Below are 19,250 nucleotides of genomic sequence, written 5' to 3'. Positions count from 1 at the left end.
TTATTTTCCTGTTTTTTCTGTAAATTCTGATAGCCAGTTGAGCAGATTTAATTTGTGTAAGATAATTTGTCTTGCTTGAGCGATCGCCTCTTTAGCAGCATACCAAGCATTAGGAGTAGAAATTAATTCTTGAATATAAGCAATTTCTTTTTCATCTAAACTAGGTAATTTGAAAAAGCTCCCTGGTGGTAAGAGTTTATCGGCTGCTAATCCATCATAATAAATTGGCAAACACCAGGCTAGTAAACTATCCCAAAGTTTTTCACTGACATACAAATCATTTTCTGCATAATTTCCAATAGCTAGATTATAGTGATATGGTGCCATAACATACCACTTATTACCAAGTTCTCCTGAAGTTTTTACCCATTTTTGTAAACCTCTTCCATAAAAATCAATTTCTATACTACTTGATTCTAAAGATTGTAAAAAATCTAAACGGCGACGATGATTAGCTGTACGGCTAATTCCTGAAGTGATCCAACTACAAGTAGCTACTTTTTCTGGACATGGCATTTCATTATACCTGAATTGTTTGCTCAAATTTTTCTAAATTCTTCAACAGATAAATAGTAACTTCATAAGCTTCTGTCAATAATTGATTTTGGGATTCATAGTTGTCTGTAACGTTATCGGCTACTGTGCGAAGGCAAGAAAGTGTAGGATTAAGACCAGATCGAAATTCATCAAATATACAACTAAATTTTTGATAATATGCAGTAACGCTGCTATGATTTTGTTCAGCAATTGCCACTAACTGGCCTTTAATTTGGAGATTAATTACATCATCAAAAACATCAATAGTGTTGATGATTCTCCATACTGATTTATAAGATTGTTCAAGTAATTCTTGACGCTCTTGATCATTGTCTATTAAATTATTAATTAATAACTGTAACAATCCAATTAGTGAGTTTAGTTGGGTACGAATTTCATAAGATATGCGAAGTAAGCTTTGGTTACGGTTGCCAGAAGTATCAGTTTTTTTAGCAAACTGTATTGAGTACAAGTGTGAGTAGTAACCACCTTTCTGTAGTAATTCTTCATGAGTTCCAACTTCTACTACACTTCCTTGATCTAAGACGGCAATTTTATCTGCTTTCCGGACTGTAGAAAGTCGGTGTGCAATGACTAAGGTAGTGCGATCTCGACTTAGTTCATCAATTGCAGCTTGTACCAGCCGTTCAGAAACCGTATCTAAAGCGCTGGTAGCTTCATCTAAAATCAGAATTTCTGGATTTTGTAGCAGTGCGCGAGCGATCGCTAATCTTTGTTTTTGTCCACCGGATAACATCACACCGCGATCGCCTATCACAGTATCAAATTGCTGAGGTAATTTACTAATAAATTCATAGGCATTAGCTAGTTTTGCTGCTTGGATAATTTCTTCATCTGTAGCTTCTGGTTTAGGATAAGCAATGTTATTCCTGACTGAATCATTAAAAAGAAAAGTATCCTGACTAACAATTCCCATATTTTTTCGTACAGAACCTAAATCAAACTCTCGCAAATCCATACCATCAAACTTAATACAACCACTTGTCGGATCATAAAATCTTGGTAAAAGGTCTGCTAATGTAGACTTACCTGCACCTGAACCACCTACCAATGCCAAAGTTGTACCACGAGGTAAATATAGATCCACATCTTTTAGTACCTGTCTGTCATGGTTGGGATATGTAAAAGAAATAGACTGAAAGTGTACTCCTCGTTTTAATTTTTTATAAGTTAGTTTCCCATTACTCATAAAAACTTTGTTATCTACCCTTAAAAAATCACTGACTACATCTATACTTGCAGTAATGTTGGCAAAACTACTACGAAGATTATTTAATTGGGCAATTAAGGGTAGCGTTCTTAACAATAAGATCAAGTATGTCAAGAGTATGGTAGAAATTGAGGTTAATTGTTCGGAGAATAAAGTTTTACTCAAAAATACAATCATCAGTAAACAAGCAATTCCCACCACTTCACTCAATGGAGAAATGGCTTGTGAATTTACCTGCTGTTTAAAATCTGATTTTTCGCGAATTCTAATTAAATTTTTTATCCGCTCATATTCTCTTTGCTCATTACCTGTTGACTTAACTAACCTAATTCCATTCAAAACCTCAAGCACCGCAATTGAATAAAGCCTAGAAAAATCACTAATTTGCCTACCAAACTTTTTCGACTGATTAATAAAAAACTGATTAATAAATGTTAGTATCAACATTACAAACGTTGCAGCAATTGTTAATTGCCAAGAAATTGATAATAACAAACCAACAAAAACTAGAATTGTAATTAATAGAGTAATTAATCTAATAGTGTTACCAATAAAAACAGATGCACGATTGATTTCCGAACCTAGCCGATTAATTAGATCACCTACTTTCATCTTGTTGTAGTAATCTATATCTACCTTCAACAACATACTAATTCCATCTTCTCGCATATCGGATATTATCATCCGACTGAGGGAACTAGATGTTATTGAATTCAAATAATTAGCTAGATTTTTTAAAGTAATAATACCTAAAATTGCTCCAGCCATTGCTAAGTCCTTGTAATTTTCTGGCAGACTATCAAATGGATTTATAAATAGTTGTAAAATGCCAGGAGCGCCTTGAAGATTTACTTCTTGTCCTACTATTTTTAAAATTATTGGGACAATCAAAGCTGTACTAACACCATTAAATAAAGCTCCAGAAAATCCTAATAATATTGTTAGTACAATCAGTCCGGGATAAGGTTTAGAAAATTTCAGCAGTATATTTCTATTAAACATTGAGTTTGATGAAATTAAATTTAACTAAAAGACACAAAATAAATCTTAATTAGTGAATTTTGATCACTAATTACAAAATGCTAATAACTCTTTCCAGTATATCGTATATCAGATATAGAAATTATACAGCCATGCCACCCGAAATTCTTCGAAGGACATCAACTGCCTGGTTTGCTTTAGCAGCAATAATATCCTCATCATCTAACGGCAAAGGTTAATTGATTACAGCATAAACAGATTACGTCAAAATTACTATCCGCGAGTATTTTAAGTTACCATATTAAATAAGTCACTTCTAAGTAGTTCAGTAATGGTTGAGCTTTACTTTAATTCATAATTTATACATTTTTTTGTTTCATGCACGTAAGTATAAATATATACGCGTTAAAAAGGAATGAAATTTTGGTAATTTTCATGAAAAAATTTTTTACCGGGAGCGATTAAGCTGATCGGGATCTAACTTTATCATTTCTTTGTACAATTATTATGGTAACTTTAGCCTCAGCAACAGTAATCTAGCTAGAGAAGACTTGTATTAGATATACAATTCATACTAAACCATTCTGGTAAAAACCGAGAATTGAGTAAGAGTCTATGGATAGAATACAAGACAAGATAACTCATCAAATGCTAACATTCAGCCTATGCTAAAACAAACACTGATAATTTGTAAATTAGTCTGTATTTGACTTTATAAACATCATTTCATCTAATATCAATCGAAACCTAATTATTAATTTCAGATAAATAATGAAAAATTTTAATGTTTCAATCCTCACACCTGATTTTTCTGGAGGTGGAGCAACAAGAGCCTATTTACTAGCACAGGTACTGCAAAAATTAGGTTGTAACGTTAAAGTATTGGGATTCATTTTTGGAGAAAAAATCTATCCAGTTCCACCTGCTAATTTAGAAGTAATATCTGTGCCAGGGTATAAATACCCCCAAGTATTATCCTCTGTAAGTAAACTATTGAAAAATATTGATGGTGATATTGTATATGCAGTTAAACCAAGACCAACAAGTTTTGGTGTTGCTTTATTAAGAAATTTACAAACTAGGTGTCCAGTAATCTTAGATATTGATGATTGGGAATTAAGTTGGTATGGGGGCAATAATTTGAAATATAATCCTACACCCAAAGCTTTAGCTAGAGATATTCTTAAAAGTGATGGTGCATTAAGATATCCAGAGCATCCTTTGTATTTAAAGTGGATGGAAAAGTTTATCAATCGCGCCCATGCAATTACAGTAGATACTAAGTTTTTACAAAACCGCTTTGGTGGTATCTATCTGCCCAATGGCAAGGATACAAATTTATTTGATCCCAATAAATACGATCCATCTGTGAGTAGGAAAATTTACGGTCTTTCCCAATATCGAGTATTAATGTTTCCAGGGACAGCAAGACCTCATAAAGGACTGGAAGACATCTTGACAGCTTTGGAAATCATCAATCAACCCGATATCAAATTAGTTATTGTTGGTGGTAGAGATATTGGTGATGGTTATATTGAACAGTTGATGGCAAAATGGGAACGTTGGATTATTCGGCTACCTCAATTTCCCGCTGAAAAAATGCCAGAAATTGTTGCCGCTGCTCATCTGGTAGTTGTTCCCCAGCGAAATACATTAACAGCCCAAGCCCAGTTTCCCATTAAACTGACTGATGGTATGGCAATGGCCAAGCCTATTTTATCTACTTATGTTGGTGATATTGCAGAAATTTTAGGTGATACAGGTTATGTTGTTAATCCTGAATCGCCAGAGCAAATTGCGACAAAAATTCAATGGATATTTGAGAACTTTGACAAAGCTCAGGAAAAAGGCAAACAAGCTAGACAAAGATGTATAGAATTGTATAGCGTAGATAAAATGGCTAGTATCATATCAGAGATAATTGCTAATTTATGTTAATGCTAAATATAGCAATCCTAAATAAAATATGAACATTTCTGATTTTCCTACCTCTGTGTTCTCTGTGGTTGGTTTCCAAAACCAGTTCATAACTCAAATAGGATTACTATATATACATACATAAAATATGTAGAGGTAAAAGTAATGCAAGTAATTCGTCTGTCAGCACTTTCAGATAACTATATATTTCTGCTATCCGATTCTCAGAACAAGATTGCTGCTGTTGTTGATCCAGCAGAGTCTGAACCAGTTATAGCGGAATTGAAACGCTTAGATGCTGAATTAGTTGCAATTTTTAACACACACCATCATCATGACCATATAGGTGCTAATCAGAAATTAGCGCAAAAATTCCCTCAATTAAAGGTATATGCAGGAATTGAAGACAAAGGTAGAATTCCTGGACAGCAGGTATTTTTACAACATGGCGATCGCGTAGAATTTGCTAACCGTACAGCTGAAGTATTTTTTGTTCCTGGACATACACGCGCTCACATTGCTTACTATTTTCCACCAGTAACACCAGGTGAGATAGGTGAGCTATTCTGTGGAGATACTATCTTTGCTGGTGGTTGTGGTCGTTTGTTTGAAGGTACACCCGCCCAAATGGTAAATTCTTTAAGTAAACTTCGATCTTTACCTGATCATACTCGCATCTGGTGCGCCCATGAATACACTTTAAAGAATTTACGTTTTGCATTAACAGTTGATAGTCAAAACCAGGAATTACAAAAGCGCTTTTCTGAAGTAATAGCTATGCGTCAAAATCAAGAATCTACAGTCCCTTCTTTACTAGGTCTAGAAAAAAAGACTAATCCTTTTTTACGTTGGGATCAACCATCATTACAACGAATAGCACAAACGACTGATCCAGTACAAACATTTGCGAAAATTCGCAGCATGAAAGATAAATTTTAGTCCCTATTTTCATAGGTCTATTAAATGCTTATAAATCATTAGCAAACTTTCCTAAATATTCTTTTCTCCATTGAGCATCTCTTTTTCTGTTTGTTCTAATTTCTAGAACTCTAATTCCTTGAATTGGTAAAATTTGTAATCTTTCTTCTAGCTGTTTCCAAGACTTAATTAACTCATGTTGCACACCATAAGTAGTACATAACTGAGCAAAATCAATATCTTGTGGAGTCGCAAAAAATTCTTCAAAAGGTGGATCAAATTTAGCAACAGGGAGCATTTCAAAAATTCCTCCACCATTATTATTAATTAATACAATTGTTAAATGTCCAATAAATTTATTTTTAATTAAAAAGCCATTTGTATCATGTAATAATGATAAATCTCCTGTTAACATCACGCTACTTTTTTGAGTATGTGCTATCCCCAAAGCGGTAGAAAGAGTACCATCAATACCATTTGCACCACGGTTAAAATAGGATTTTATGCCTAAATTATTAGGTTTCCAAAAAAATTCTACATCCCTGACTGGCATACTATTAGCTATAAATATCGGTGTTTGTGAAGGCAGAATGTGAGAAATTAACCAAGCAGCTTTACTTTCAATTAATTCATCTGTATTTGCAAAAACAGCATCAATATTTTGTCTAATTTTTGATTCTATATAACACCATTTTTCCAGGTAATTTCCTTGATTAATATTTTCAATTGCTTCCGTTTTATTGATTAAATCTTCAATATCTATTTTTAAATGTGTGGTTTTATTATGTAATGGATCTAAATTATGACTGCAATTATCAATGACCCAAGATAAAGGATTGCTAACCTTTAACCAGTTGCGTAATTCTTTGCTAGTAGGCATTTCACCGATCTGAATTACTATTTCTGGTCTTAATTCATCAGCATTTTTTTGATCACGTAAAATAATGTCATAGGTGGAAATTAAATTAGGATTCAATTCTGCATAATTTCTAACTGGGGAAAGTCCTTCAGCTAAAACAGGCCATTGTAGAACTTGAGAGAGACGAGCGATCGCTGTACAATATTCTTGAGGTTTTTTGGGGTGCGCTACTCCAGCAATAATAATACCTCTTTGATATTTTTGCCATTCTTGAGGTAATTGATAACTAATAATAGGCAATTTTTGAGGAGTTATTCCAGAGAAAAAATCCTCAGACTCTAATGTAAAATCAGTCCCATCTGGAACAGGCACAAGCGGGTCACGAAAAGGTATATTTAAATGTACCACTCCCGCTGTAGGAAATTGACAACGTTCCCAAGCATGAATTACTGTTTGTCGTAAATAATTTAACATTTCCTGATCTACTACAGGTGTTGCTAACTCAGTTTGCCAATTGGGATAATTACCGTATATTTTTACCTGATCAATAGTTTGGCCGGAATGACACTCTCGCAATTCTGCTGGTCTATCTGTAGTTAAGATTAATAATGGTATGCGACTTTCCTTGGCTTCAATTACAGCAGGGTAAAAATTTGCAACCGCTGTCCCTGAAGTACAAACTAATACTACAGGTTTTCCCATTGCTTTCGCTCTTCCCAAGGCAAAAAAAGCAGCGGAACGCTCATCTAAAATAGAAATAGCTTCAATATCTGGTACTCGTCTTGCAAAAGCCATAGTCAGGGGAGTAGAACGAGAACCGGGACATAAGACAGCACAGCTTAAACCCAAGCGTAATAAGGTTTCTGTCATTACATAAGACCAAAGTTGGTTAAGATTATTGAAAACAATTTGCATTCCGTTAGTAATTCGATGGGAGAACAAGACAATTCCCATTAAAATCTAAAATGTAAAATTTTTATCTGAATTTTTCATGGACTGTATTTACTTGACTGGAATTCGCTGTTATGGCTACATTGGCTATCTACCAGAAGAAAGGGCTTTGGGGCAATGGTTTGAGGTAGATTTAAAATTATGGCTGGATCTGACTAAAGTGGCTGAAACTGATGCTCTTGCAGATACCTTAGATTATCGTAGTGTGATTAGTTCTGTGCAGAACCTAGTGAAAACATCCAAGTTTGATTTATTAGAGAGGTTAGCAGGTGCGATCACCAACACTATTATTCTGCAATATGATCTTGTTGAGCGAATACAAGTAAATGTAATTAAGCCCCATGCACCCATACCTGATTTTAATGGAAAAATTAATATTGAAATGACTAGAAGCAAAGTTATTTAAATTGAGATACATCATAGCTCACATAACTGTCAGGACACACAAACTTGACAGCTAAATCTACATTTGCAGTGACAATTTCCAATCCATTTAATGTTGCTAAAGTTTTAGCTATGGGTTGCCAAAAAAAGTTGAGTTGTTTTTAGACTTGTTTCCAGTCCTCCAATTAGAGAATGTATTCTTCTTTCTGTGGGAAATTATCATCCAATACTTGATAATTGGGATCTTTTTGATGTTTGAAAAAATTCCTGATAGATTGTTTTAAATTATCCTTGATGATTTTTTTGTAGAGTCGGCCATTTTTTATAAACCCTATTAATTACTTAAATTAAACTATTACCCATAATTATTTTTCCTGGGAATAACTAATACTTTATCAACCCTATTTCCATCCATATCCATGACTTCAATTCTCATTTCTTGCCATTCAAAATAATCTGCTGCTGAGGGAATACATCCAAAATGAGTAATTACTAAACCACCTAAAGTTTGAAAATTACCCATTTCCTCACTATCTATTTCTTCCATCCCAAAAAGTTTAAAAAATTCTTCTATGGGTAACATTCCATCTACTAACCAAGAACCATCTTCTCGTTGTATTGCTTGAGGTTCTTCCTGTCCTGGTTCTGGGGGAACATCACCGACAATTTCACTCATAATATCATTGAGTGTTATTAATCCTTGAATTACTCCATATTCATCAACTACTAAAGCAATATGAGTAACGGTTTGTTTAAATAATTCTAATACTTTTAAACCTCTGGTACTTTCCGGTACAAATATGGGTTGACGTAATCCTATTGTTAAATCAAAAGGTTCATGACGTAAACTCCTAGCTAATAAATCGGTGACAGGAATAACACCTAAAACATTATCAAGTCCTTCTTGACAAACAGGATAACGAGAATAGCGACTTTCTAACATTTTGCGACGATTTTCTTCTGGGGAGTCGTCCAAGTCTAACCAAACTATATCAGGTCTTGGTTTCATTAAAAAACTAACGGGGCGATCGCCTAACCGAAATACCCTTTCTACCATATCCTGTTCTGCTTCCTCAAAAGTCCCCGCTTCTGTACCTTGTTCAATTAAAATCTTGATTTCTTCCTCTGTAACTTGCGGTTCTTCTGAAGGTGTAATTCCCAAAATTCTGACTACTGCTTCCGTTGATACAGTTAAAAAATGCAATACTGGGGAAATAAAACCAGCTAAAGCTTTCATAGGTAAAGCTACGGTTGCAGCAATTCTTTCTGGGTTATTTAAAGCTAACCTTTTGGGTACAAGTTCACCAATAATTAATGATAAATAGGTAATCACTAAAACCACTATACTAAAGGCAATTGGTTGACTATATTTTGCTAAAAATGGAATTAACTGAACATACTTTTCTAGTCTTTGGGCAATGGTAGCACCACCAAATACACCATTCAAAATATTAATTAGTGTAATCCCCACTTGCACAAGGGATAAAAAATGATTGGGAGATTCCGCTAGTTGTAAAGCAGCTTGGGCGTTAAGATTTCCTTGGTTAGCTAATTGCTGTAATCTAACCTTACGGGCAGAAACTATAGCCATTTCTGACATAGAAAAGACACCGTTAGCAAAAATCAGCCCTAAAATGATTAAAATTTCAATAGTAATGGATGACATTTTATTTAGAGTCAGGAGAAATCCGGGATAGGTGACAGGTGACAGGTGACAGTAGGAAAACAAGAGGAAGGAGTCAGAATTAACTTTTCCCCACACTCTACACCCATGTTCCCTACAACTACTGACTTTTAAAATAGTGGATATAGCAAAGAGAAAAGTATGAGGGACATTAATCAATCCTAAACCTAGATACCAAAAGACTTTTACACTCTCACCTGTTCCCTGTTCCCTGTCACCTGCTATATATAAATAAAATCTAAATTTTCCCACTTTTCAAGACTTCTCACTGTAGTAACAATTATGGCTTTTTCTTCTATTGTGCGTGCTTTGGCGCGATCGCCTCTCACCGCAGAACTCAACACCAAACTCAAAAAAAATCAAGAACTGCGGTTAAATGGTATTTCCCGTCTACCTAAGTGTCTGGTAACCTCAGCCTTGGCCAATAATGAGAGTCGGGATTTATGCGTGATTTGTGCCACCCTAGAGGAAGCTGGACGGGTTTATGCCCAAATGGAAGCGATGGGATGGAATACTGTACATTTTTACCCCACTTCGGAAGCCTCACCCTATGAACCTTTTGACCCGGAAACTGAGTTAAATTGGGGTCAAATGCAGGTTTTAGCAGATTTAATTAGTGATCCTGCCTCTAAAAAAAATACAGCCGTTATCGCTACAGTTGGTGCATTACAACCACATTTACCACCACCAACAGCATTTAAATCTTTCTGTCTGACTTTAAACAAGGGGATGGAATACGATTTAGATGAATTTAGCGAGAAAATTACCATTTTAGGATATGAACGGGTTTCTCTAGTAGAAACTGAAGGTCAATGGAGTAGAAGAGGGGATATTGTAGATGTATTTCCCGTTTCTTCAGAATTACCAGTCCGTTTAGAATGGTTTGGTGATGATATTGAACAAATTCGGGAATTTGACCCTTCTACCCAACGTTCGGCTTTAGATAAAGTTAATCAAATTTCTCTAACTCCCACTAGTTTTGCACCTATTGTTACTGCTGCATTAAAAGATAATTCTGAATTTTCAAAACTAACTTCTGACTTAGAATTAGATACAGAAACATTAGAAAATTCTGGACTAGAAGGAAGTAGACGTTTTTTAGGTTTAGCTTTTAATAAACCCGCTTCAATTTTAGATTATTTACCCGCAAATACTTTAGTTGCTATTGATGAAGTCGAACAATGTCATGCCCATAGCGATCGCTGGGTAGAAAATGCTGAAAGTCAATGGTCTATTATCAGTGATCAATTATCATTTACATTACCAAAAAATCACCGGAATTTTGATGAATGTTTGCCAGAAATTAGTAATTTCCCCACATTATATTTATCAGAATTAGCCGAAGAAAATAGCGGTACTAATTTAGCTAGTAGACCTTTACCCGTTACACCTCATCAATTTGCTAAATTAGCAGAAACCCTCAGACAAGAAAGGGAAAGAAAATTTGCCGTTTGGTTAATTTCCGCCCAACCATCCCGTTCTGTAGCATTATTACAAGAACATGATTGTCCTGCCCAGTTTATCCCCAATCCCCGTGATTATCAAGCTATTGATAAACAACAAATTAATCATACACCAGTCGCTCTCAAATATTCTGGTTTAGCAGAATTAGAAGGTTTTATTTTACCTTCCTATCGGATTGTAATTGTCACCGATAGAGAATTTTATGGACAACATTCTCTAGCTAATTTTGGCTACATTCGCAAACGCAGAAAAGCCACTTCTAAACAAGTTGATCCTAATAAATTACGACCAGGTGATTTTGTCGTTCATCGTAGCCATGGCATTGGTAAATTTATTAAATTGGAAAGTTTAACAATTAACAATGAAACCCGTGATTATTTAGTGATTCAATATGCTGATGGCGTGTTAAGAGTTGCCGCAGATCAAGTTGGTTCTTTATCCCGATTTAGAACTAATTTAGATAACCCCCCAGCATTACATAAAATGACGGGTAAGGCTTGGGATAATACCAAAAATAAAGTTAGAAAAGCAATTAAAAAATTAGCAGTTGATCTGTTAAAATTATATGCTGCCCGTTCTCAACAACAGGGTTTTTCCTATCCCCAAGATATGCCTTGGCAGGAAGAAATGGAAGATTCTTTTCCCTATCAACCTACCACAGATCAATTAAAAGCTGTGCAAGATGTGAAGCGGGATATGGAAAGTGAAAGACCAATGGATCGTTTAGTTTGTGGTGATGTCGGTTTTGGCAAAACAGAAGTAGCAATTAGGGCAATTTTTAAAGCTGTCACCGCAGGTAAACAAGTAGCACTTTTAGCCCCGACGACAATTTTAACTCAGCAACATTATCACACTATTAAAGAACGGTTTTCACCTTATCCTATTCATGTCGGTTTATTAAATCGGTTTCGCACAGCAGAAGAAAAACGCAATATTCAAAAACGCCTAGCTACGGGAGAATTAGATATAGTTGTAGGTACACAACAATTATTAGGAAAAGGTGTAAGTTTTAAAGATTTAGGACTTTTAGTAATTGATGAAGAACAGAGATTTGGTGTTAACCAAAAGGAAAAAATCAAGAGTTTAAAAACTCAAGTTGATGTGTTAACTTTGTCAGCAACTCCTATTCCCAGAACATTGTATATGTCTTTATCGGGAATTAGGGAAATGAGTTTAATTACTACTCCCCCTCCAACCAGAAGACCAATACAAACCCATTTAGCACCATTAAATCCAGAAATTGTCAGAAGTGCAATTAGACAGGAATTAGACCGGGGTGGACAGGTTTTTTATGTAGTTCCCAGAGTAGAAGGAATTGAAGAAATAACTGCAAATTTACGGGAAATGATACCGGGTGCAAGATTTGCGATCGCTCACGGTCAAATGAATGAAAGTGAGTTAGAATCAACTATGCTGACTTTCAGTAATAATGAAGCAGATATCTTAGTTTGTACGACAATTATTGAATCTGGTTTAGATATTCCCAGAGTTAACACCATCTTAATTGAAGATGCCCATCGTTTTGGTTTAGCCCAATTATATCAATTAAGAGGTCGGGTAGGACGTGCTGGAATTCAAGCTCACGCTTGGTTATTCTATCCTAAAAAAAGAGAATTATCCGATGCAGCACGACAAAGATTAAGAGCAATTCAAGAATTTACCCAACTCGGTTCAGGTTATCAATTAGCAATGCGAGATATGGAAATTCGCGGTGTGGGTAATTTGCTTGGTGCAGAACAATCTGGTCAAATGGATGCGATAGGATTTGATTTGTACATGGAAATGTTAGAGGAAGCAATTCGAGAAATTAGAGGTCAAGAAATACCCACAGTTGATGATACCCAAATTGACCTCAATCTCACTGCATTTATTCCTTCTACTTATATCACTGATCTTGATCAAAAGATGAGTGCTTACCGTGCAGTAGCAACAGCAAAAACCAAAGCAGAATTAAAAGCAATAGCAGCAGAATGGACTGATAGATATGGTGCAATTCCTGTTCCCGCTAATCAACTTTTACGGATTATGGAATTAAAACAATTAGCAAAAAATATCGGCTTTAGTAGGATTAAACCAGAGAATAAACAGCATATAGTTTTAGAAACTCCCATGGAAGAACCTGCTTGGAATTTGTTAGCAGAAAAGTTAACAGATACGATGAAAAATCGTTTTGTTTATTCTCCAGGTAAGGTGACAGCAAGAGGTTTAGGAGTGTTTAAGGTTGAACAACAATTGCAAACTTTGATTGATATTTTTTCTAAAATGCAAGGTGTGATTCCTGAAGTTGCTGTAGTTTGATTGATATCTCACGCAAAGACGCAAAGACGCAAAGTAGGGTGGGTAATTCCTAATTTTGAAAAAAGACATCATACAAAAAATGTTATAATTTCTGATAAATTGCCTATCTTTATCCATCTCAATTAAAATCCCCAAAGAGGTGACAATGGTTTTACAACTAATCAGACACCAATTTACAGTTAAGCAATTTCATAAAATGGCTGAATCTGGTATTTTGTCGGAAAATGATCGAGTAGAATTAATTCGGGGGGAAATGATTGATATGTCACCGATTGGAACAAGACACGCAGGATGTGTAAATAGATTAGTTAATCTCCTCATTCAGCTACTCGGAAAACAAATAGTGCTTGCACCTCAAAATCCTGTAGAATTAGATGAAATTTCTGAACCACAACCAGATATAGCATTATTAAAACCGCGTCCTGATTTTTATAGAAATGCACATCCTCAACCAGAAGATATCTTTTTATTAATAGAAGTTGCTGATACAACTGTAAAATATGATCGGGAAGTGAAAATTCCTTTATATGCAGAAGCTAATATTCCTGAAGTTTGGTTAATAGATGTTAATCAGGAAGTGATAGAAGTATATCGAAATCCTCATCAGGGAATTTATCAAGATATGCAGAAGTTAGGGAAAAATCAAAGTTTATCAATTTTAGCTTTTCCTGATGTGAATATTAATGTGAATGAGATATTTTAATAATTATGAAAACATTGAACCAGACGAACAAGCAGATTGAAAAACCATCCCTAGAATATTATTTAAACTTTCAATATCCAGTCACCCTTTACCCAGATGCAGAAGGGGGATATGTAGCACAAATCAAAGAATTACCCGGTTGTCTCACTCAAGGAGAAACACTAGAAGAAACAATGACAAATATCAATGAAGCGCGAGAATTGTGGATAGAAACTGCTTATGAAGCTGGAGATAACATTCCTTTACCCAGTACCGATGATAGCTATAGCGGTAAACTACTGCTACGCTTACCTAAATCATTACATCATCGTTTAGCTGAAAGTGCAAAAAGAGAAGGAGTAAGTCTAAATCAATATCTTGTATCTTTAGTTAGTGCAGCAGATTAATAAAAAGAAAACTAATCGTATTAATACACTTTAGTTGGTTTAGTTAATTCTAAGCTCAAATAACCAGGAAGTTTTTTTGCTTTCAACTCTGGGCTTTTCATCCTATGTAGAGATGACTTATCTGGCAACTTCTGTAATTTACCCATAAAATCTTAAACTAGGTCAAGATCCCAACAACAGAATCCCCAAATTCATGAGTCAGGAAACAGTCCAGGGTGCAAGAGCAACAACTCAAAATCCAATGTCAGATAAAATTAATGATATCGCTGGGCAAGCTCATCAGGGCAGTGTTGCCGCCATTATTCAGATATTAAACGAAAAGCTACTTACCTCCGGTGTCAGAACCAGAGCAGTTTTTGCTAACGGTGTCTTACAACTTTTGTGTGAAGCTCCTACAGTAGAACAACTAGAGGAATCTATTCTAGTAGAAAAGATCCAGCAAATATTAGAATCTATTGCACCTCGCAATATTCGCAAGGTTAATATTAATAGTCGTATTGTGCGGGAAGAACAACTATTGTGGTTAGAAGAAATTAACAGAGACCGTGAAAATCAACTACTTTGGTCACAGGAAATTATCTTATCTCAACCCGGTATTTTTCAACAATTAATTCAGGATTTTAAATCCCTTTCCCTGAAAATAGGAAAACCAATTTCACCTCAATCTCTATCTTTATTAAACCTCAAAAATAAACAGCAAATAGCTACTAAAAGACTGATGATTGGTTCAACTATTTTATGTACAATCATCATCATCTACGGATTGGGTAACACCCGTTTAGTCAAAATCTTAAACAATCTCTTACCAATACAAATATCCACTTCTGTGCCAACAGAAAACGAATTGCAATCACAAAGATCATCATCTGCTACAGACAAAAGCCAGACTAACTCTAACAGTGATGATAGCTTTGCAGAGGCAGTAAGATTAGCTAACATAGCCTCTGCAAATGGAAAAACTGCTATCACAAGAACTCAGTGGTTAGAGTTAGCTGCTACCTGGCAAAGAGCATCTGATTTAATGAATAAAGTTCCCTCCAGTCACCCCCGCCATCAAGAGGCACAAATTCGCACAAAATTATATAAAGAATACAGTAAAACAGCGGAAGAAGAAGCGGAGAAAAGGAGTGGGGAATAGGGAATTAGGAAGAAATTTATTATTATTTTCCTGACTCCTTGTTCTCCTACTTAAACACTCATTTCCAACATCCTTTGCATAGGTTTGAGTGCTGCTAGTCGGATATCTTCTGACATAGTAATTTCCGGGGTGCGGTTTTTCATTGCTAGATACAATTTTTCTAAGGTGTTTAACCGCATAAATGGACATTCGTTGCAGTTGCAATTATTCTCAGGAGGTGCAGGAATAAAGTGTTTACCAGGAGCTAATTTTTGCATCTGGTGGATGATTCCTGGCTCTGTAGCCACGATAAACTCCTGACTAGGGCTGGTTTGACAATAATTCAATAAAGCTGCGGTAGAGCCAATATAACTGGCGTGACGTAACACACTGGTTTCACATTCTGGGTGGGCGATCGCCTCCGCTTCAGGATGTATAGTTTTTAACTCGACAATTTTCCGCTCAGAAAAAGTTTCATGAACAATACAGCTACCTTGCCATAACACCATATCCCGGCCAGTTTGCTGCATTACATACCTGCCCAAATTCCGATCTGGTGCAAAAATAATTGGTTGATCTTCAGGTATTTGTTCCACAATTTTCACAGCATTGGAACTGGTGCAGATGATATCGCTCATGGCCTTAATTTCGGCAGAGCAGTTAATATAAGAAATTACTAAATGATCTGGATGTGCAGCTTTAAATGCAGCAAACTGATCAGGAGGACAACTATCAGCTAAAGAACAACCTGCATCTAAATCTGGCAACAATACCAATTTATCAGGATTGAGGATTTTTGCCGTTTCCGCCATAAAGTGAACACCGGCAAACACAATCACATCTGCGTTAGTTTGGGCAGCGGCTCTTGCTAATTGTAAAGAATCGCCAATAAAATCAGCAATATCTTGTATATCTGGATCTTGATAGTAATGAGCTAATATCACCGCATTGAGTTCTTTTTTCAGATCCTCAATGGCAGCAAATAAATCTAGTGGTAGTGTAGCTTGTGGTCGAGCTATGGTATTTGTAAACACAATTAGTAACTGCTTTGTGTAAGTTTTTTCCCCTTATAATCTAATTATAGTAGTTTTCACCAAAAATGGGTGACTGGTGATTGGTGAATATACCCGATGCCCCATGCCCAAGAACGATTGTTTATTTTTTAGGAAGTCCCTTATCCTGGAGATATACGGCTTTTTAAAGTGGCATGACCAGTCAGAAAAATCAATTAACAACCTTGAAAATTGCTGTAATTGGCGATGTTCACGATCAATGGGAAGTAGAAGACGGTATAGCACTCAAACATTTGGGTGTGGACTTAGCTTTGTTTGTGGGAGATTTTGGGAATGAATCAGTAGATGTGGTGAGAGCGATCGCATCCTTGGATATTCCCAAAGCAGTAGTGATGGGAAACCATGATGCTTGGTACACTGCCACAGAATGGGGACGCAAAAAATGTCCCTACGATCGCACCAAAGAAGACAGAGTACAAGCACAACTAGACTTATTAGGATCTACCCATGTAGGCTTTAGTAAGTTAGATTTTCCAGATTGGAATTTAACAGTAGTCGGTGGTCGTCCTTTTACCTGGGGTGGTTCAGAATGGAGATTTGCAGATATCTGTAAGCAAAGGTACGGTATCGGCACCTTGGAACAATCCACCGAGAAAATAGTAGAAGTTGTCAAAAGTGCTGCCTGTGACAATATAATTTTCCTGGGACACAATGGGCCAAGCGGTTTAGGCGATCGCCCAGAAGACCCTTGCGGTAAAGATTGGCACCCCATCGGTGGAGACTTCGGTGATCCAGACTTAGCAGCAGCTATTTCTCAAACTCTCACCATGAATAAAAATGTTGCCCTAGTCACCTTCGGACATATGCACCGCAACCTTCGGCATACAAAAAAGGTGTTCCGCAAAGCCATTGTGACAAGTCCAGAGGGAACAATTTACCTGAATGCAGCCAATGTCCCCCGCATTATCGAAAAAGACGGTGTAAAACTGCGGAATCTTTCTCTAGCAACTTTAGAATCAGGTGTCCTACAAAAAGCTTCTCTAGTTTGGGTAGATAGCAACTACAAAATAGTCACTGAAGAAATTTTTTATAATTCCTCCCCCTCAGCAGTGACAATTCTGTAAATATATGCTATGATATTATCTGTCAGATTTTTTGTTTAGGCAAACTGACAGACAAATTGGAGAGGTGGCAGAGTGGTCGAATGCGTCCGACTTGAAATCGGATGAGGCTAAAACCTCCGGGAGTTCGAATCTCCCCTTCTCCGTTGGTTAATTAACACCTTTTTAACTGTGTTAATAGAACTACAATTTCATCCATAGCTTTCCTGACCACACTTGCAGGTTGTGCAGATTGATTTACCATAATACTGAAAACAACAGGTTCGTAATTGGGAACATTCACATAACCAGCAAGGGAAACGACACCCATCATCGTCCCTGTTTTTGCTTGGACAATTCCCTGAGCAGAAGTATTTAAAAACCGATTTTTTAAACTACCACTTACACCAGCAACAGGTAAAGAAGCACGAAATATTTCTGCTTGGTTAGATATTCCCATCACTTGTAAAAGTTTTACCGTAGCTTCTGGACTAATTAAATTTTTCCGGGATAACCCAGAACCATCCATAATCATATAACTATTAGGTTCAATTCCTAATTCAGTTAACGTAGAATTTAAAACCTCTAACCCAGCATCAATCGTAGTTTGATTTGCCTTTAATAGTTGTTGACTACCTAATGTTTTCAGTATAGCCTCAGCAAATAAATTATTACTGTTACTATTGATTTCTACTAATAGATCAGATAACAATGGAGATTCAATAGCAGCTATTTCTTGATCTTTTTTATCACTATTATTAATGGATGTTTTTTTAACTCTAATTCCTTCCTTTAATAGACTTACTCGAAAATGGCTGATGAAATTATCTACTGGATCAAAAACCGCAATAGCTGTAATATCTGGCTTTGCATTTACAGGTAAATTTCCCTTAATTTTTAAAGTCTGTCCTTGTAAATCTCGACTGACTTCCACAACACCCGATTCATTTTCCTGAGTAGTAACAGAACTATTTTTAACCTGCCATTTATAAGATTCTAGGGGATTAGACCAATTAATTTTTAAAGTTTCTCCAACTTTTTGAGGTAACAAATTGATCACAGCAGCATTTTCATTCACAATCAAACTATTCACAGGGGCGCCATAATAAAACTGTACATCCTCCCATTGCCAACTCGGATGAACTACATCACCCTTAAAATAACTATCATCAGCAATTAATTGATCAACTTCCCGAATACCTTTTTGATATAATTGCTTTGCTAATATTGTTAATTGTTCATTTTTTAAACTTGGATCTCCCCTACCTACAACCCTTAAAACACCATCAGCATCTTGATAAACAGAAGTGCGAATCCGAAAATTTGCCCCTAGTTTTTGTAATGCGGCCGCAGTTGTAAAAAGTTTAGTATTAGATGCAGGAATAAAATATTTTTCTGATTCTTGACTATAAAGATTTTGTGGCGATGATAGGGGTTTAATTAAAATTCCCCAACGCATCCTTTTAAATACGGGACGGTTAATAATATTATCTATAGAAGATGATAATTGAGCAGGACAAATAGATTTTTGGTTAGTTATTTGTTGGTTTCTGGTTTGTGCTTGGGCTATTTGTTGGTCTAAATTAAATTGGATGCCTATAAGTAACGAAATTAGGCTAATAGAGACGTTTTTATAAAACATAATTTGTCAGTTGGTATTCCCGAATATAGTATTTTATAAGCAAAAAACTCATAAAGTCATGATAA

At 35.8% G+C, this 19,250-nt stretch carries 13 protein-coding genes, 1 tRNA gene and 1 pseudogene; 9 read left to right on the top strand and 6 right to left on the bottom strand.

Annotation, left to right across the window (positions count from 1 at the left end; genetic code table 11):
• Together WJM97_RS09860 and WJM97_RS09855 are read right to left on the bottom strand one after the other, a co-directional pair.
• A pseudogene (locus WJM97_RS09860) lies at positions 1-522 on the bottom strand (glycosyltransferase family 10); the annotation flags it as partial.
• Positions 521-2,770: an ABC transporter ATP-binding protein gene (locus WJM97_RS09855; RefSeq protein WP_353932859.1), complete on the bottom strand. Its 2,250-nt coding sequence runs from the start codon at positions 2,768-2,770 to the stop codon at positions 521-523. The pseudogene WJM97_RS09860 and the gene WJM97_RS09855, both read right to left, overlap by 2 nt.
• A 750-nt stretch (positions 2,771-3,520) precedes the next feature.
• Here WJM97_RS09855 and WJM97_RS09850 point away from each other — a divergent pair.
• Positions 3,521-4,687 carry a glycosyltransferase family 4 protein gene (locus WJM97_RS09850; RefSeq protein WP_353932858.1) on the top strand — a complete coding sequence of 389 codons (1,167 nt, stop codon included), beginning with the start codon at positions 3,521-3,523 and terminating at the stop codon, positions 4,685-4,687.
• Between the two features lie 144 nt (positions 4,688-4,831).
• A complete protein-coding gene (gene gloB / locus WJM97_RS09845; RefSeq protein WP_353932857.1) occupies positions 4,832-5,605 on the top strand; it encodes a hydroxyacylglutathione hydrolase in 774 nt (257 codons plus the stop codon).
• A gap of 28 nt (positions 5,606-5,633) precedes the next feature.
• Here gloB and menD read toward each other — a convergent pair whose 3' ends face one another.
• Positions 5,634-7,358 (bottom strand): 2-succinyl-5-enolpyruvyl-6-hydroxy-3-cyclohexene-1-carboxylic-acid synthase, encoded by a 1,725-nt coding sequence (gene menD / locus WJM97_RS09840; protein ID WP_353933139.1) that lies wholly within the window; start codon positions 7,356-7,358, stop codon positions 5,634-5,636.
• Between the two features lie 76 nt (positions 7,359-7,434).
• On the opposite strand from menD, the gene folB reads away from it, so the two are divergent.
• Complete coding sequence (gene folB / locus WJM97_RS09835) at positions 7,435-7,800, top strand: dihydroneopterin aldolase (protein WP_353932856.1); 366 nt, start codon at positions 7,435-7,437, stop codon at positions 7,798-7,800.
• Positions 7,801-8,133: 333 nt separating this feature from the next.
• Here folB and WJM97_RS09830 read toward each other — a convergent pair whose 3' ends face one another.
• Complete coding sequence (locus WJM97_RS09830; protein WP_353932855.1) at positions 8,134-9,444, bottom strand: hemolysin family protein; 1,311 nt, start codon at positions 9,442-9,444, stop codon at positions 8,134-8,136.
• A 300-nt stretch (positions 9,445-9,744) separates the two neighbouring features.
• Here WJM97_RS09830 and mfd point away from each other — a divergent pair, with 300 nt between their 5' ends.
• The 4 genes from mfd to WJM97_RS09810 all read left to right on the top strand — a co-directional run bounded on the left by mfd (position 9,745) and on the right by WJM97_RS09810 (position 15,451).
• The gene (gene mfd, locus WJM97_RS09825) at positions 9,745-13,224 is read left to right on the top strand and encodes a transcription-repair coupling factor (RefSeq protein ID WP_353932854.1); all 3,480 of its coding nucleotides are present in this window, start codon (positions 9,745-9,747) and stop codon (positions 13,222-13,224) included.
• Positions 13,225-13,369: 145 nt separating this feature from the next.
• The gene (locus tag WJM97_RS09820; protein ID WP_353932853.1) at positions 13,370-13,927 is read left to right on the top strand and encodes a Uma2 family endonuclease; all 558 of its coding nucleotides are present in this window, start codon (positions 13,370-13,372) and stop codon (positions 13,925-13,927) included.
• Between the two features lie 5 nt (positions 13,928-13,932).
• Entirely contained in the window at positions 13,933-14,313 is a 381-nt protein-coding gene (locus WJM97_RS09815; protein WP_353932852.1) for a type II toxin-antitoxin system HicB family antitoxin, read from the top strand.
• 193 nt (positions 14,314-14,506) lie between these two features.
• The gene (locus WJM97_RS09810; protein WP_353932851.1) at positions 14,507-15,451 is read left to right on the top strand and encodes a hypothetical protein; all 945 of its coding nucleotides are present in this window, start codon (positions 14,507-14,509) and stop codon (positions 15,449-15,451) included.
• A gap of 50 nt (positions 15,452-15,501) precedes the next feature.
• Here the strand turns inward: WJM97_RS09810 and nadA are convergent, their stop codons facing one another.
• Positions 15,502-16,464: a quinolinate synthase NadA gene (gene nadA / locus WJM97_RS09805; protein WP_353932850.1), complete on the bottom strand. Its 963-nt coding sequence runs from the start codon at positions 16,462-16,464 to the stop codon at positions 15,502-15,504.
• A gap of 173 nt (positions 16,465-16,637) precedes the next feature.
• On the opposite strand from nadA, the gene WJM97_RS09800 reads away from it, so the two are divergent.
• Together WJM97_RS09800 and WJM97_RS09795 are read left to right on the top strand one after the other, a co-directional pair.
• Positions 16,638-17,567, top strand: coding sequence for a TIGR04168 family protein (locus WJM97_RS09800; protein ID WP_353932849.1), 930 nt, complete (start codon positions 16,638-16,640; stop codon positions 17,565-17,567).
• 58 nt (positions 17,568-17,625) lie between these two features.
• Positions 17,626-17,710 (top strand) — tRNA-Ser (locus WJM97_RS09795).
• Positions 17,711-17,718: 8 nt separating this feature from the next.
• On the opposite strand, the gene dacB is transcribed toward WJM97_RS09795, so the two are convergent.
• Positions 17,719-19,185, bottom strand: a complete 1,467-nt coding sequence (gene dacB, locus WJM97_RS09790; protein WP_353932848.1) for a D-alanyl-D-alanine carboxypeptidase/D-alanyl-D-alanine-endopeptidase — start codon at positions 19,183-19,185, stop codon at positions 17,719-17,721.
• Between the last annotated feature and the right edge of the window lie 65 nt (positions 19,186-19,250).

Source organism: Okeanomitos corallinicola TIOX110, assembly GCF_038050375.1.
GTDB lineage: Bacteria > Cyanobacteriota > Cyanobacteriia > Cyanobacteriales > Nostocaceae > Okeanomitos > Okeanomitos corallinicola.
Note: the sequence above shows the minus strand (reverse complement) of the source record. Positions and strands in the feature narration are given on the sequence as shown.

Excerpts from the sequence above, each read along its gene's own strand:
- WJM97_RS09855 (WP_353932859.1), bottom strand. The coding sequence starts at position 2,770 with ATGTTTAATAGAAATATACTGCTGAAATTTTCTAAACCTTATCCCGGA.
- WJM97_RS09850 (WP_353932858.1), top strand. The coding sequence starts at position 3,521 with ATGAAAAATTTTAATGTTTCAATCCTCACACCTGATTTTTCTGGAGGT.
- gloB (WP_353932857.1), top strand. The coding sequence starts at position 4,832 with ATGCAAGTAATTCGTCTGTCAGCACTTTCAGATAACTATATATTTCTG.
- menD (WP_353933139.1), bottom strand. The coding sequence starts at position 7,358 with ATGCAAATTGTTTTCAATAATCTTAACCAACTTTGGTCTTATGTAATG.
- folB (WP_353932856.1), top strand. The coding sequence starts at position 7,435 with ATGGACTGTATTTACTTGACTGGAATTCGCTGTTATGGCTACATTGGC.
- WJM97_RS09830 (WP_353932855.1), bottom strand. The coding sequence starts at position 9,444 with ATGTCATCCATTACTATTGAAATTTTAATCATTTTAGGGCTGATTTTT.
- mfd (WP_353932854.1), top strand. The coding sequence starts at position 9,745 with ATGGCTTTTTCTTCTATTGTGCGTGCTTTGGCGCGATCGCCTCTCACC.
- WJM97_RS09820 (WP_353932853.1), top strand. The coding sequence starts at position 13,370 with ATGGTTTTACAACTAATCAGACACCAATTTACAGTTAAGCAATTTCAT.
- WJM97_RS09815 (WP_353932852.1), top strand. The coding sequence starts at position 13,933 with ATGAAAACATTGAACCAGACGAACAAGCAGATTGAAAAACCATCCCTA.
- WJM97_RS09810 (WP_353932851.1), top strand. The coding sequence starts at position 14,507 with ATGAGTCAGGAAACAGTCCAGGGTGCAAGAGCAACAACTCAAAATCCA.
- WJM97_RS09800 (WP_353932849.1), top strand. The coding sequence starts at position 16,638 with ATGACCAGTCAGAAAAATCAATTAACAACCTTGAAAATTGCTGTAATT.
- dacB (WP_353932848.1), bottom strand. The coding sequence starts at position 19,185 with ATGTTTTATAAAAACGTCTCTATTAGCCTAATTTCGTTACTTATAGGC.